At 62.1% G+C, this 13,326-nt stretch carries 12 protein-coding genes; 6 read left to right on the plus strand and 6 right to left on the minus strand.

The features are described from left to right. Positions 1–131 precede the first annotated feature (131 nt). Positions 132–1,796, minus strand: coding sequence for an electron transfer flavoprotein-ubiquinone oxidoreductase (locus tag HH303_RS14820; RefSeq protein ID WP_169626148.1), 1,665 nt, complete (start codon positions 1,794–1,796; stop codon positions 132–134). A gap of 89 nt (positions 1,797–1,885) precedes the next feature. On the opposite strand from HH303_RS14820, the gene HH303_RS14825 reads away from it, so the two are divergent. Beyond that, the gene (locus HH303_RS14825) at positions 1,886–2,758 is read left to right on the plus strand and encodes a uracil-DNA glycosylase (protein WP_227421839.1); all 873 of its coding nucleotides are present in this window, start codon (positions 1,886–1,888) and stop codon (positions 2,756–2,758) included. 65 nt (positions 2,759–2,823) lie between these two features. Here the strand turns inward: HH303_RS14825 and HH303_RS14830 are convergent, their stop codons facing one another. Next, positions 2,824–4,395, minus strand: a complete 1,572-nt coding sequence (locus HH303_RS14830; RefSeq protein ID WP_169626149.1) for a BCCT family transporter — start codon at positions 4,393–4,395, stop codon at positions 2,824–2,826. A 444-nt stretch (positions 4,396–4,839) separates the two neighbouring features. Between HH303_RS14830 and HH303_RS14835 the strand changes: the two genes are divergently transcribed. Beyond that, a complete protein-coding gene (locus HH303_RS14835) occupies positions 4,840–6,288 on the plus strand; it encodes a dihydrolipoyl dehydrogenase family protein (protein WP_169626150.1) in 1,449 nt (482 codons plus the stop codon). A gap of 6 nt (positions 6,289–6,294) precedes the next feature. Here HH303_RS14835 and HH303_RS14840 read toward each other — a convergent pair whose 3' ends face one another. Further along, positions 6,295–6,903: a PAS domain-containing protein gene (locus tag HH303_RS14840; RefSeq protein WP_169626151.1), complete on the minus strand. Its 609-nt coding sequence runs from the start codon at positions 6,901–6,903 to the stop codon at positions 6,295–6,297. Between the two features lie 208 nt (positions 6,904–7,111). Next, a complete protein-coding gene (locus tag HH303_RS14845) occupies positions 7,112–8,053 on the minus strand; it encodes an AraC family transcriptional regulator (protein WP_169626152.1) in 942 nt (313 codons plus the stop codon). A 123-nt stretch (positions 8,054–8,176) separates the two neighbouring features. Here HH303_RS14845 and HH303_RS14850 point away from each other — a divergent pair, with 123 nt between their 5' ends. The 4 genes from HH303_RS14850 (at position 8,177) to HH303_RS14865 (ending at position 12,445) form a co-directional block, all read left to right on the plus strand. Then, on the plus strand, positions 8,177–9,121 hold the full coding sequence (locus tag HH303_RS14850) for a quinone oxidoreductase family protein (RefSeq protein WP_169626153.1): 945 nt from the start codon (positions 8,177–8,179) through the stop codon (positions 9,119–9,121). Positions 9,122–9,401: 280 nt separating this feature from the next. Beyond that, on the plus strand, positions 9,402–11,831 hold the full coding sequence (locus HH303_RS14855; RefSeq protein ID WP_169626154.1) for a GcvT family protein: 2,430 nt from the start codon (positions 9,402–9,404) through the stop codon (positions 11,829–11,831). A gap of 68 nt (positions 11,832–11,899) precedes the next feature. Beyond that, positions 11,900–12,130: a type II toxin-antitoxin system CcdA family antitoxin gene (locus tag HH303_RS14860; protein ID WP_169626155.1), complete on the plus strand. Its 231-nt coding sequence runs from the start codon at positions 11,900–11,902 to the stop codon at positions 12,128–12,130. A 15-nt stretch (positions 12,131–12,145) separates the two neighbouring features. Further along, positions 12,146–12,445, plus strand: a complete 300-nt coding sequence (locus HH303_RS14865; protein WP_169626156.1) for a CcdB family protein — start codon at positions 12,146–12,148, stop codon at positions 12,443–12,445. A gap of 2 nt (positions 12,446–12,447) precedes the next feature. On the opposite strand, the gene HH303_RS14870 is transcribed toward HH303_RS14865, so the two are convergent. Both HH303_RS14870 and HH303_RS14875 read right to left on the minus strand, forming a co-directional pair. Then, positions 12,448–12,897 carry a hypothetical protein gene (locus HH303_RS14870; RefSeq protein ID WP_169626157.1) on the minus strand — a complete coding sequence of 150 codons (450 nt, stop codon included), beginning with the start codon at positions 12,895–12,897 and terminating at the stop codon, positions 12,448–12,450. A 3-nt stretch (positions 12,898–12,900) separates the two neighbouring features. Next, the gene (locus tag HH303_RS14875) at positions 12,901–13,281 is read right to left on the minus strand and encodes a DUF6152 family protein (RefSeq protein WP_169626158.1); all 381 of its coding nucleotides are present in this window, start codon (positions 13,279–13,281) and stop codon (positions 12,901–12,903) included. Positions 13,282–13,326: the final 45 nt, after the last annotated feature.

Raw genomic sequence — 13,326 nt, forward strand, 5'->3', positions numbered from 1 at the left:
GGGTGTATCAGCGAAATCCTGCACGTCGCTTTGGACCCTGGCCTACGCCAGGGTGACGAGGGGTGGGATCGCAATTAAAAAGGGCGGCTCGGATTGCTCCGGCCGCCCTCGTCGTGTTTTGTGCTACCCGATTACATATTCGGGTAGGTCGGGCCTTCACCACCCTGGGGGACGACCCAGTTGATGTTCTGGGTCGGGTCCTTGATGTCGCAGGTCTTACAGTGGACGCAGTTCTGCGCGTTGATCTGCAGGCGCGGATTCGACCCGTCCTCTTCCCGGACGATTTCATAGACGCCCGCCGGGCAGTAGCGCTGCGCCGGTTCGTCATAGAGCGCGAGGTTGACGTCGACCGGCACCGACGCGTCTTTCAGCGTCAGGTGGCAGGGCTGGTCTTCCTCGTGGTTCGTGCCGGAGAAGGAGACGTTCGTCAGGCGGTCGAAGCTGATGACCCCGTCCGGCTTCGGATAGTCGATCTTCGGGCAGGACGCGGCGGGCTTCAGGCTTTCGTTGTCCTTGCCGTGATGCTTCAGCGTCCAGGGCGCCTTGCCGCGGAACAAATAGGTATCGATGCCGGAATAGGCCAGCGCCGCCCAGAACCCCCATTTGAAGGACGGGCGGATGTTGCGCACGCCGTAGAGTTCGTCCCAGACCCAGCTCTTCTTCATATTGTCTTCATAGGCGGTGATTTCGCGCGGGGCCTCGGCCCCAGATTCGTTTGCTGCCGTCAGCGCCTCGAACAGGGCTTCGGCGGCGACCATGCCGGACTTCATCGCGGTATGGGTGCCCTTGATCTTCGGCACGTTCAGGAACCCGGCCTCGCAGCCGACCATGCAGCCGCCCGGGAAGGTCAGCTTCGGGATCGATTGATAGCCGCCTTCGTTCAGCGCCCGCGCGCCATAGGCGATGCGCTTGCCGCCTTCCAGGACCTTCTTGATGTCCGGGTGATGCTTGAAACGCTGGAATTCCATATAGGGGAACAGGTTCGGGTTTTCGTAGTCCAGGCCGATGACATAGCCGATGGAAACCAGATTGCCTTCCAGGTGATATAGGAAGGACCCGCCATAGGTTTTCGAATCCATCGGCCAACCGGTCGTGTGCACGATCTTGCCGGGTTCCGATTTCGACGGGTCGATTTCCCACAATTCCTTCATGCCCAGGCCATAGGTCTGCGGCTGAGCATCTTTGCGCAGGTCGAACTTCTCCATCAGCATCTTGCCGAGGTGACCGCGGCAGCCTTCGGAAAAGACCGTCTGCTTCGCGTGCAATTCCATGCCGACCTGGAACATCGGACCTTCGCTGCCGTCTTTCAGGCGGCCCATATCGCCGGTCGCGACACCTTTCACGCTGCCGTCCTCATGATACAGGATTTCGGCGGCGGCGAAGCCGGGATAGATCTCGACGCCCATGGCCTCCGCCTGTTCGCCGAGCCAGCGACAGAGGTTGCCGAGTGAGATGATGTAATTGCCGTGATTGTTCATCTGCGGCGGGGTCGGCAGTTTGAAGGAGCCGGTTTCCGTCAGATACAGGAAATGGTCTTCCTTGGCCGGGGTGTCCAGCGGCGCGCCCTTGTCCTTCCAATCGGGGATCAGTTCGTTCAGGGCGCGCGGTTCCAGCACCGCGCCGGACAGGATATGGGCGCCGATTTCAGCACCCTTTTCGATCACACAGACCGCGATTTCCTTGCCGGTTTCCTGTTCCAACTGCTTCAGTCGGATCGCGGTCGACAGGCCGGACGGCCCCGCGCCGACGATCACGACGTCGTATTCCATGCTTTCCCGTTCGACCGCTTCGGACATATCCCGATCCCTCTTCTCGACCTGTGTTGGGGCCAAACCTATGCTTGGCGGAGTGGATTTCGCCGGGCACAATAGCGAAAGACCTCAAAATGACAATGATGGTTGGCGACTTCGACGTGCTCGAAAACGACGTAAGAGACCTTGTGGCGGCCCTGGAATGGCAGCTTTTCATGGGGGCGGACGAAACCATCGCCGATTCCCCCGTCGATCGCTATGCCGCCACGGAAGAACGCCGTCGTCAGCGTCAGACCGCGTCGCCCGTCCAGCAACAATCCGCCCCGCCGCCATCGGCGCCCCAGAATACGGCCCCGCCGCGCCCGGCGATGCAGGCGGCACATGCCCCGCTGGGCACGGCGGAGGCCGAAGCCCAGGGGCGCAGTGCCGCGGCGGATTGCAAGAGCCTGGACGATCTGCGCGCGGCGCTGGAAGCCTTCGACGGCTGCGACCTGAAAAAGACCGCGACGCAACTGGTCTTCGGCGACGGCAATCCGGAGGCCGATATCATGGTGATCGGCGAAGCGCCGGGCGGCGACGAGGATCGGCAAGGCAAACCCTTCGTCGGTGTGTCCGGGCAGCTCTTGGACAAGATGCTGTCCCATATCGGGCTGGATCGGGAGCGGTTCTATATCACCAACACGGTCTATTGGCGCCCGCCCGGCAACCGGAAGCCGAATGACGGCGAATTCGCCGTCTGCCGCCCCTTCGTCGACAAGCATATTGAATTGGTGAATCCGAAGCTGCTGCTGCTGGTCGGCGACAAATCCGTGCGCGGCCTTGCCGGGGCGGCCACCGGCATCACGCGCAGCCGGGGCCGCTGGTACGATGTGACCGTCGCGGGCAAGACGATCCCGGCGCTCGCCACCTTCCACCCCGCCTATCTTCTCCGCACCCCGTCCGCCAAGCGGCAGGCGTGGCAGGACATGCTGACCTTCCAGCGCCGGATGCGGGAAGCGGGTCTGTAAGCTTCCGCAAAAGAAAAGCCCCCGCTGTGAAGCGGGGGCAGGTATTGCAACAGTGGTATCCGGCGTCAGGCGACTTCGGATACGTATTTTTTCTCATGCGCGAGGCCCAGGAACAGGCACAGGCACATCATGATCAGGACGAGCGTGAAGGGCAGGCCCACCGTGATCGCCATGGCCTGCAGTGCCGTCAGGGCATCCGCCCCGCCGCCGAACAGCAGAACCGCGGCGATGACGCCTTCCAGCACGGCCCAGAAGACCCGCTGCACCACCGGCGCGTCGACCTTGCCGCCGGAGGTGATCGAATCGATCACCAGCGAGCCGGAGTCGGACGAGGTGATGAAGAAGACCAGCACCAGGATGATCCCGACGAAGGAGGTGATCCCCGTCAGCGGCAGGTTTTCCAGCATCTGGAACATGGCCAGTTCGACCTTGTCCAAGCCGCCGGCCAGCGCACCGACGCCGTTTTCGATCTGATCCAGGGCGGAGCCGCCGAAGACGCTCATCCACACCAGGGTGACGAGGGTCGGGATCAGCAGCACGGCGATGATGAATTCGCGCACCGTCCGGCCCTTGGACACGCGGGCGATGAACATGCCGACGAACGGCGACCAGGAAATCCACCAGGCCCAGTAGAACACGGTCCAGCCCTGCATCCAGGCTTCGTCATCACGGCCGAACCAGGTGCTCAGGTCGACGATATTCGCGACATAGGAGCCTGCCGTCGTGCCCATCGTGGTGAAGATGGCCGCCGTCGGCCCGGCGATCAGCACGAAGAACAGCAGAATGCCCGCGATCCCCATATTGATGTTGCTGAGGACCTTCACCCCGCCGTCCAGGCCGCGCACGACGGAAATCAGGGCGACGGCCGTAACGCCGATAATAATCGCCAATTGCGTGCCGATCCCGCCGTCGATACCGAACAGGAAATGCAATCCGCCCGCCGCTTGCTGCGCCCCGAAGCCCAGCGAGGTGGCCAGACCGAAGATCGTGGCGATCACTGCGACCGTGTCGATGACATGTCCGACGAAGCCCCAGGAATGATCCCCGATCAACGGATAGAAGGCGGACCGGATCGTCAGCGGCAACCCCTTGTTATAGGAGAAGAAGGCCAGCGACAGGCCGACGACCGCGTAGATCGCCCAGGGATGCAGGCCCCAATGGAACATGGTGGCGCCCATTGCCATTTCCGCCGCTTCCGGCGTGTTGGCCGCAACGCCCAACGGCGTTTCGTACCAGCCGGTGTAATAGGCGGTCGGTTCGGCGACGCTCCAGAACATCAGGCCGATGCCCATGCCGGCCGCGAACAACATCGCGAACCAGGACATATAGCTGAATTCCGGTTTCGCATCGTCGCCGCCCAGGCGGATTTTGCCATGCGGCAGGAAGATCAGGATCAGGCAGAAAATCACGAAGATGTTGCCGCCGATCATGAACAGCCAATCGAAGGCGGCGATCGCCGACCATTTTGCGCCGTCGAACATTTCTTTCGCGGCATGCGGCCAAACCAGCACGCCGATGACGAAGGCTAGAACCAGTCCACTGGCAATCCAGAAGACCGGATGATGGACATCCATCCCCCACTTCTGAAGGTTGTCCTGACCGACTTCATATTCGGTCTCATAGAGGTTTTCACTCATTGAAGAGTCTCCCGTTCTCTTGTGGTTCGTCGCGGACACCGGGGAGTCTTGTTTGCGTCGTTCATTGTTGACGGCGCCGCGAAGTCGACCGGAAGGGATGAAGAAATGGTCGCGATATCCCCCCGATATCGATGCTGTGGTACGCAGGAATCGCGTATTTCCAAACGATCCCCACCACAGGCGAAACACTATTACTTCAGAGATTCGCGACTAATTCAATGCTGGGCGTCATGAAATACGGTTTGCGCGACATGCGCCGGTGCGGAACTGAAATTCTATATTACATATTAAAGGAAGAATGTGATCGGGGGAGAGGTATTATTTTGCAGATGCGAAATAACGCCATCGTGAGCGGGATTGTGTCGATTCAGGCGGCGAAAAGCGCCATGTTTGCCGGGACGGATATGGGGCAAGACATGGGGGGGCAAGACATGGGGCGACGGCATGGCCGAAACGCGGGCTGAAAAGACAACCGGCATTCTGGAAACCGATATCTGCGTCATCGGCGCGGGATCGGGTGGGTTGAGCGTTGCCGCGGGCGCGTCGCAAATGGGCGCGCGGGTCGTGCTGATTGAGCGGGCGGCGATGGGCGGCGATTGCCTGAATGTCGGCTGCGTTCCGTCCAAGGCCCTCTTGGCCGCCGCCCATGCCGCCCAGGCGCAGCGCGATGCCGCGAAATTCGGCATTGCCGCCCTGGAGCCGCAGGTCGACTGGATCGCCCTGCATGCCCATGTGAAGGGCGTCATCGAGGAAATCGCCCCGATGGACTCGATCGCCCGGTTTGAAGGGCTGGGCGTCACGGTCCTGCGGGAGACCGCCAAATTCACCGGCCCGTCGGAGGTGCAGGCGGGCGAGACCGTGATCCGGGCGAAATATTTCGTCATCGCGACCGGCTCCCGCCCGGCCGTGCCGCCGATTTCGGGATTGGATGCCGTCCCCTATCTGACGAACGAAACGATCTTCGATGTCATGGGGTCGATCGGCCATCTGATCGTCGTCGGCGGCGGGCCGATCGGGATGGAACTGGCGCAGGCGCACCGGCGGTTGGGCGTGCAAGTGACGGTGATCGAGCAGGCGTCCATCCTGCCCAAGGACGACCCGGAAGCCGTTGCCGTTGTGCGCGACAGGGTGATCGCGGAAGGCATCGACCTGCGGGAAGGGGCGGCGCTGACATCCGTTGCCGCGACGGCGGCGGGCGTGGAGGCGACCTTGTCCGATGGGATCGTGACCGGCACGCATATTCTGATCGCCACGGGCCGTCAGCCTGTCACGGAGGGTCTGGACCTGGAGGCGGCGGGCGTCGCTTTCGACCGGACGGGCGTCACGGTCGACAAGCACCTGCGTACCGCCAATCGCCGCATCTTCGCCATCGGCGATGTCACCGGCGGATATCAATTCACGCATATGGCCGGATACGATGCCGGGATCGTCATCCGGCAGGCTTTGTTCAAAATGTTTTGGGCGAAGGTCGATCATAAGGCGGTGCCCTGGGTCACCTATACCGACCCCGAACTGGCCCAGGTCGGCATGACGGAGGCGGAGGCCGCGAAACGATACGGTCCTGGCAAGTTCCAAATTCTGCGCTGGGGCTTCGCCGAAAACGACCGCGCCCGCGCCGACCGGCAAATCGACGGCTTCGTGAAGGTGATCCTGGACGGAAAGGGCCGCACCGTCGGCGCGACCCTGGTCGGTGCCCATGCGGGTGAATTGCTGCTGCCCTGGAGTCAGGCGGTACAGGAAGGCCGGAAGATGAGCGCCCTCGCGGGCCTGATCGCCCCCTATCCGACCTATAGCGAAATCACCAAACGCGTCGCGGGCAGCGCCTTCATCCCGAAATTGTTTTCGGAAAGAACGCGGAAACTGGTTCGGTTCCTGCTGCGGTGGGGCCGCTAGGCGCGGTCAATCCGTCGCCGAAATGGCGGCGGACGGAATGTGCCAGATATCGACATCCGGGGAGGACTCCCATTCCAGGCGGTCCTGCCAACGGCAAATCGTATAGCCGCAAAAGCCGGTGACCGTGGCGCCGTCGTCGGACAGCGGCAGGACGATGCGTTCCCCGATCCCCAACCGGTCCGCCGCCTGATAGACGGCGCCGGACATATACAGGATATCTCCCCTCTCTCCGACCGGGTCCCAGCGTCGGCGGATCGCGGCCACGCTGGGCGCGGGCATGCCGTCGCCCAGACGCACGCCGCGGATGGAGGCGCGACCGTTGAAGCGCCGGAAAACCTCCACCACTTCCTCCCCCGCAATCCGATAGATGAAATCCTTGGTGGTGGGATCGTAGTCCCCGACGAATATACGGGACAGCGCCCAGGGTATATCGATCGGGTCTAGGTCCGCGCGGGCGGGCATGCGGCGACCGTGACACAGACCGATCCAATAATCGGTGAAGCGGCGCACCTTGGATTCCTGAATCCGATCCAGAACCGTCGCGTCGCCAAGGTGATAGCGGCCCGGGTCGGTCTCGTCACCGTTGGGTGTCTTGGCTGCGTGTTCGGAAGTCATAAATCGTCTCGCGGATGGACCGTCATTTGCGGTGACACTAGCGGGCTTTCGTAGAAACGGGAACGCCACACAGGGGATTGCAAGGCCCGAAAATGCCGTTTTGTTAAGGCGCGCGCCCATAGGTAGTCATGACAGTCTATCCCCAGCCCAAGTTCTATTTAGGCGATGCCAGTGTATGGATATCCAGCGGCGGCGATGCTTCCTTGTCCTATTGAAAATTCGACTCGGAGTTTCGGTCAGATGTGCATTCACGGGCATATCTGCGCGGGGAACATCCCATCGTGCGCTTGAACGCCGTGTTGAATGCATGTTCGGACGTATATCCAACCGACAACGCGATGCGTGTGATCGTTTCGCGGCTTTGGATCAGTCTTTCGGCGGCCAACATCATTCGCCAGCGGGTAAGATAACCGATTGGTGCTTCGCCAACCGTTTCCCGGAACCGCTGTGCGAAGGACGATCGAGACATGCCTGCTTCCTGCGCCAATTCCCGTAATGTCCACGGAAATGACGGATTTGAGTGTATCGCGGCGATCGCGCCGCTCATTTGCGGGTCGGTCAGGGCCGCAAACCAGCCGACATCGTTATGCGATCCTTCCGACAGATAAATGCGAAGCGCATGAACCAACATCATGTGCGAAAGATGCTGTGCGACCAGCGAGGATCCCGGCTTTGCCTCCCGCAGCTCCTCCATCATGAGTTCGATGGCTCCTCTCAGCTTCGCCTGGTCCTTTGTTGCTTTCACCCGGATGATCGGGGGTAGGGTTCGCAGCAGGGCCTCGGCGTGGCGTCCGTTTACCTCGAACCTGCTGCCCGCAAGAAATACATCGCCGCCGCCGTTATAGGTGACGACTTGGCCGTTGTTATTGGGGGCGAGTACGTCGCTTACCCGTTTCGGCGGGGTGTCGAGATCGCTGGCAATCGTCACCAGCCGGCCGCTGGGAAGGATGAAACAGTCGCCCGCGCTGAGCCGAAGCGGATGGTCGTCGCCGTCGACGGACAGCCAACACGCGCCGCTTATGACGGCATAGCATTTTATCCGCCCGGCCAGATCGTCGAGCGCCAATGACCATGGGGCTCCCGCGTCGAAGCCTGCGGTTATGTAGCTGCGCGGCTTCAGCAATGAGAGAATGTCTGACAACGGATCCATCGATATTCCGGACGATCACGAAAGAATTCTATTTTTTCACGCATAGATCATCCAGATCGCTTCGTCTATTTCTTTTGTCATCCAGACAGATTGGAATGCTTGGTCTATCCAGAGGAGTGAGAAATGAAAGCTGCTATCGTCAACGCATTCGGTGCCCCACCCGATTTTGGAGATTTCCGAGAACCGCGGGCGGGAGAAGGCGAGACGATCGTAACGGTGGCCGCGGCCCCGTTAAGTCCGATCGTTAAGGCCCTGGCGGCGGGCAAACATTATACGAGCGCCGCGACGGCCGGGTTCGTTCCCGGCGTGGACGGCGTCGGTGTCGATGAAAATGGGCGCCGGGTCTATTTCCTCTTTCCGAAAGCGCCTTTCGGCTCCATGGCGGAGAAATCACTCGTGTCCAGCGGCATGCTCGTGCCGGTGCCCGACGCCTTGCCCGACGATCTGGCGGCGGCGGTTGCCACGGCGGGCCTTGCCTCTTGGGTCGCGCTCACCCGGCGGGCGAAACTACAGAAAGGCGAAACGGTGCTGATCACCGGGGCAAACGGCGCGGCGGGCCGAACCGGGATACAGATCGCGCAACATCTTGGTGCGGGAAGAACCATCGCCGTGGCTCGCACCAAGACCAAGCTGCAAGGCCTGGGCGCGGATGTCGGGATAGCCTTGGACGATGATGGAGACAGCGCATTGCGCGCAGAATTCGACAGGGGTGTCGATATTGTCCTGGATTTCGTCTGGGGCACGCCCGCCGTCCGTATCCTGAAGGCCGCTGCCGGAAGCCGAGGTTCCGCAATGGGTGAGCCGCGCCTGCGGTATATTCAACTCGGAACCGTGGCGGGCGACGAGATACCCTTGCGTGGCGATTTGTTGCGCGGCTCCGGCCTCGAACTCATGGGAAGCGGGATCGGCAGCGTCGCCATCAAAGACTTGTTAGCCGGTGCGGGCGAGTTGTTGGCGGCTGCACCGTTGGCCGGCTTCTCCCCACCGTTCAAGAGCGTCCCGCTCGATAAGGTGGCCGAGGCCTGGAATGGCAGCCCGGATATCCGGTATATCGTTCAACCGACTTGAATCGGCCGCCGACGGTCACGCCCATCCAGTGACGAACGGGAAAAACGAAGCCCCGCCTTCCTTTACGGACGGCGGGGCTTTGGCCGTCTGCACCCGACTGTTCCAACAAAAGGCGACCGTACCGTTCGGGCCCCGCAGTCGGTCTATGCCCGATGCCGCTTACCGGACAGTAGGCGACGGTTTCGGTTCTTTTCATTCGTCTTGAACCGATGCAGGGTGTTTGTCTGAACAAATACGTTCGGGATCCATTGTCAGGCCTGTCGGGGGAGGGGAGATTTCCATGAAGTCGCATGTTCGGGTTGCCGTGATCGGGGGCGGGGTTGTCGGCTGTTCGGTGTTGTATCACCTGACCAAGCTGGGCTGGACCGACATCATGCTGATCGAACGGTCGGAATTGACCTCCGGTTCCACGTGGCATGCGGCGGGCGGCTTCCATACCCTGAACGCCGATACGAATATGGCCGCGCTACAGGGCTACACGATCCGGCTGTATCGGGAGTTGGAGGAAATCACCGGCCAGAATTGCGGGTTGCACCATGTCGGCGGCGTGACGATCGCGACGACGCCGGACCGCCTGGACTATCTGAAGGCGGAACGGGCGAAGCACCGCTATATGGGCCTGGATACGGAAATCGTCGGGCCGGAGGAAATCAAGAAACTGTCCCCCATCACCAATGTCGATGGGGTGCTGGGCGGTCTGTACGATCCGTTGGACGGGCATCTGGACCCGTCGGGCACGACGCATGCCTATGCCAAGGCGGCGCGGATGGCGGGGGCGGAAATCGTCCTGCGCAACCGGGTGCTGGAAACCAACCCGCGCGCCGACGGCTCCTGGGAGATCGTGACCGAACAAGGCACGGTGATCGCGGAGCATGTGGTGAATGCAGGTGGCCTCTGGGCGCGCGAGGTCGGCGCCATGGCGGGCGTCTTCCTGCCGCTGCATCCGATGGAACACCAATACCTCGTCACCGACGATATTCCGGAGGTCTATAACCATCCGACGGAACTGCCCCATGTCATGGACCCGGCGGGCGAAACCTATCTGCGTCAGGAAGGCCGTGGCCTCGTCATCGGCATTTACGAACAGGATTGCGACCCCTGGGCCGTAGACGGCACGCCCTGGGATTTCGGGCATGAACTGCTGAACGACAATCTGGACCGCATTGCGGAACCGCTGGACGCGGCGTTCAAGCGCTATCCGGTTTTGGGCCGGGCGGGGATCAAGACCGTCATCAACGGCCCGTTCACCTTCGCCCCCGACGGCAACCCGCTGGTCGGGCCGGTGCCGGGCCTGCGCAATTACTGGTCCGCCTGCGCCGTCATGGCCGGGTTCAGCCAGGGCGGCGGCGTCGGCCTGACGCTGGCCGAATGGATGGTGGAGGGCGAACCGTCCCGCGACGTCATGGCGATGGATGTCGCCCGCTTCGGCGATTACTGCACGCGCCCCTATACCCGCATGAAGGTGACGGAAAACTATCAGCGCCGCTTTTCCATCTCCTATCCCAACGAGGAACTGCCGGTCGGCCGTCCGCTGCAAACGACGCCCGCCTATGGCCTTTGGAAGGCGGAACGCGCCGTCTTCGGCTCCGGCTATGGCATGGAGCATGTGAACTATTTCGCGCCGGAAGGCGAACCGCTTTACGAGACCCCGACCTTCCGCCGCTCCAACGCCTTCGCCGCCGTGGCGGAGGAATGCCGGACGGTGCGGGAGGCTGTCGGCATCAACGAAATCCACAATTTCGGCAAGTATCGGGTGACCGGCCCCGGCGCGGTGGACTGGCTGAACCGCATCATGGCGAACCGCGTGCCGAAACAGGGCAAGATCGCCCTGACCCCGATGCTGTCGCCCAAGGGCAAGATCATCGGCGATTTCACCATGGCCCGGTTGGGGGAAGACGATGTCCTCCTGACCGCCAGCTTCTCCGCCCAGGCCTTCCATATGCGCTGGTTCCTGATGCATCTGCCGGAGGATGGGTCCGTCACGCTCAGAAACGTCTCGCAGGACCGCCTCGGCTTCCAGATCGCCGGGCCGAACAGCCGCGAGCTGCTGGCCCGCGTGTCCGGTGCCGACGTGTCGAAACAGGCGATGCCCTTCCTCAGCTCCACCCCGCTGGATATCGGTCATATCCCGGCACTGGTGAACCGCGTCACCTATACCGGGGACCTTGGTTACGAAATCTATGTCGACCGCAGCCATCAGGTCGCCCTGTATGAAATGCTGACCGGCGCGGCGGACGGTCTCGGCCTGAAAGGGTTTGGCATGCGCGCGATGATGAGCCTGCGCCTGGAAAAGCCCTTCGGCTCCTGGATGCGCGAATTCCGCCCGGATTTCACCGCCGCCGAAACCGGGCTGGACCGCTTCGTCGCCTTCCAGAAGGAAGACTTCATCGGCCGCGACGCCGCCCTGAAAGACCGCGACAACCCGCCGGAACGCGGCCTTGCCTGCTTCGTGGTGGAGGCGGGGGACGGTCTCGACGTCGCCGATTGCGTCGCGGACGAACCGATCTCCCAGGACGGCAAAATCGTCGGCTTCGTCACGTCGGGCGGCTACGCCCATTACAGCAAGAAGTCGGTGGCGCTGGGCATGATCCCCAAATCCCTGATCCAGGACGGCGCGGACTTCGTCATCGAAATCCTCGGCGAACCCAAAAAGGCCACCCTGATCACCGAAAGCCTGTTCGACCCGCAGGCGGAACGCATGCGGGGGTAGGGTCGACCGTCATTGCAACTGCCCGAATTTATGCGCATATTATCTGCGCATAAATTCGGGAGTCTTCAATGGGTGCCGTCCAAAAGAAATCGGCCAATCTCTCTTTGGACCCGGCCTTGGTCCGTGAAGCCAAGGCGCTCTCCATAAACTTGTCTCAAGCGGCGGAGGCCGGTCTGCGGGCGGCCGTCGCGGAAGCGAAATCCGAGCGCTGGCGCGCCGAAAATGCCCAGGCGATCGACGGCTACAACCGCTGGATTGAGGATAACGGTCTTCCGCTGGATAAATTCCGGCAGTTCTAGCGGCGGGGCCCCGGTTTGGCGCAATACGATATCTATCGGATGCCCGGCGGCGCCGGTTATCTCCTCAATGTCCAATCGGACCTGCTGGAGGGCATGGCGACGCGGGTCGTTGTCCCGTTGATGCCGCGCGACACCGCCCCACCGGCGGCGGATCGCCTGAATCCGGTTTTTACGATTGGCGGTGAAGACCTTGTCCTTGTGACACAAAACCTGGCGGCGGTTCCCCTATCCATTTTGGGCAAAGCGATCGGCGGTCTAGACGCCGAAGCCGATGCGGTCCGAAATGCGCTGGACATGGTTTTCGTGGGCTTCTGAAACTATCCGACAAACGCGATCAACCGTCCGCACACTAGCGCCGCAGGCCAGCATATCAGCGATATCGTCGCGTGCATCCGGGGGCGGCGCGTGGGGCTTTCGCGGCTGCCGTATAGGGCGGCGGCGGTGCCGATGGCGATCAGGGCGAGTTTGATTTGGAAGACCCTTAGGGCCGCATAACCGTCTGCGTCGACGCTGAACATCATTGCGCCGGTGACGATGGCGAGGAACAGGCCAAAGGCGGCGCAGGGGCGCAGCAAGCGGGTCAGCGCGTCTTCGCGCAGCAGGCCGTTCAAAACCCCGAACAGGCGCAGGTTCAGCGGCACGATGCCGCCGATCAACAGGGCGATGCCCAGGATATGGGTGGCATTCACCAGGGCATAACCCCAGCGCGCGGTTTTTAGATACTGCGCGAGGCTTGATGCCTCTACCGCCGCGAAGACGGGGTCCACTGGTCAGTCCCGGCCAGGATAGAGGTCGTAGGTCTTTCCGTCGATGACGATCCGTTCGGCCTTCATCAGCCGTTGGTTCACATCGGCGGACGGTTCGCCGATGATGGTCAGTTCCGCGCCGGGGGCCATGTCGGCATCGATCAGGCCTGCGCGTTCGTTGCGCCAGGGTTGGCCGACCTCCACCATCCAGGTCTCGCCCTCGACATTCATGGTCAAGACGCCGTGGGGGTTGCCCAATTCGGCCTTCGTGACGACACCGGTCAGTTCGATGTTACCGCCGGTGGTCCAGCGCCAGCCGTGATGGGCGAGGGCGTCCGAAACGGTGGCCACCAGCAGACTGGCGGATAGAACCGCCGCCGAGAGTGAGGGAACCAGCTTGAACATGCTAACGCTCCTTCCGTCGGGTCATGGGGAAGGAGGTAGGTCCAG

This window comes from Pacificispira spongiicola (assembly GCF_012926505.1).
Lineage (GTDB): Bacteria > Pseudomonadota > Alphaproteobacteria > UBA8366 > Aestuariispiraceae > Pacificispira > Pacificispira spongiicola.

Coding starts and splice junctions, on each gene's coding strand:
- HH303_RS14825 (WP_227421839.1), top strand. CDS start 1,886: ATGACAATGATGGTTGGCGACTTCGACGTGCTCGAAAACGACGTAAGA.
- HH303_RS14840 (WP_169626151.1), bottom strand. CDS start 6,903: ATGACTTCCGAACACGCAGCCAAGACACCCAACGGTGACGAGACCGAC.
- HH303_RS14850 (WP_169626153.1), top strand. CDS start 8,177: ATGAAAGCTGCTATCGTCAACGCATTCGGTGCCCCACCCGATTTTGGA.
- HH303_RS14830 (WP_169626149.1), bottom strand. CDS start 4,395: ATGAGTGAAAACCTCTATGAGACCGAATATGAAGTCGGTCAGGACAAC.
- HH303_RS14875 (WP_169626158.1), bottom strand. CDS start 13,281: ATGTTCAAGCTGGTTCCCTCACTCTCGGCGGCGGTTCTATCCGCCAGT.
- HH303_RS14845 (WP_169626152.1), bottom strand. CDS start 8,053: ATGGATCCGTTGTCAGACATTCTCTCATTGCTGAAGCCGCGCAGCTAC.
- HH303_RS14820 (WP_169626148.1), bottom strand. CDS start 1,796: ATGTCCGAAGCGGTCGAACGGGAAAGCATGGAATACGACGTCGTGATC.
- HH303_RS14855 (WP_169626154.1), top strand. CDS start 9,402: ATGAAGTCGCATGTTCGGGTTGCCGTGATCGGGGGCGGGGTTGTCGGC.
- HH303_RS14835 (WP_169626150.1), top strand. CDS start 4,840: ATGGCCGAAACGCGGGCTGAAAAGACAACCGGCATTCTGGAAACCGAT.
- HH303_RS14860 (WP_169626155.1), top strand. CDS start 11,900: ATGGGTGCCGTCCAAAAGAAATCGGCCAATCTCTCTTTGGACCCGGCC.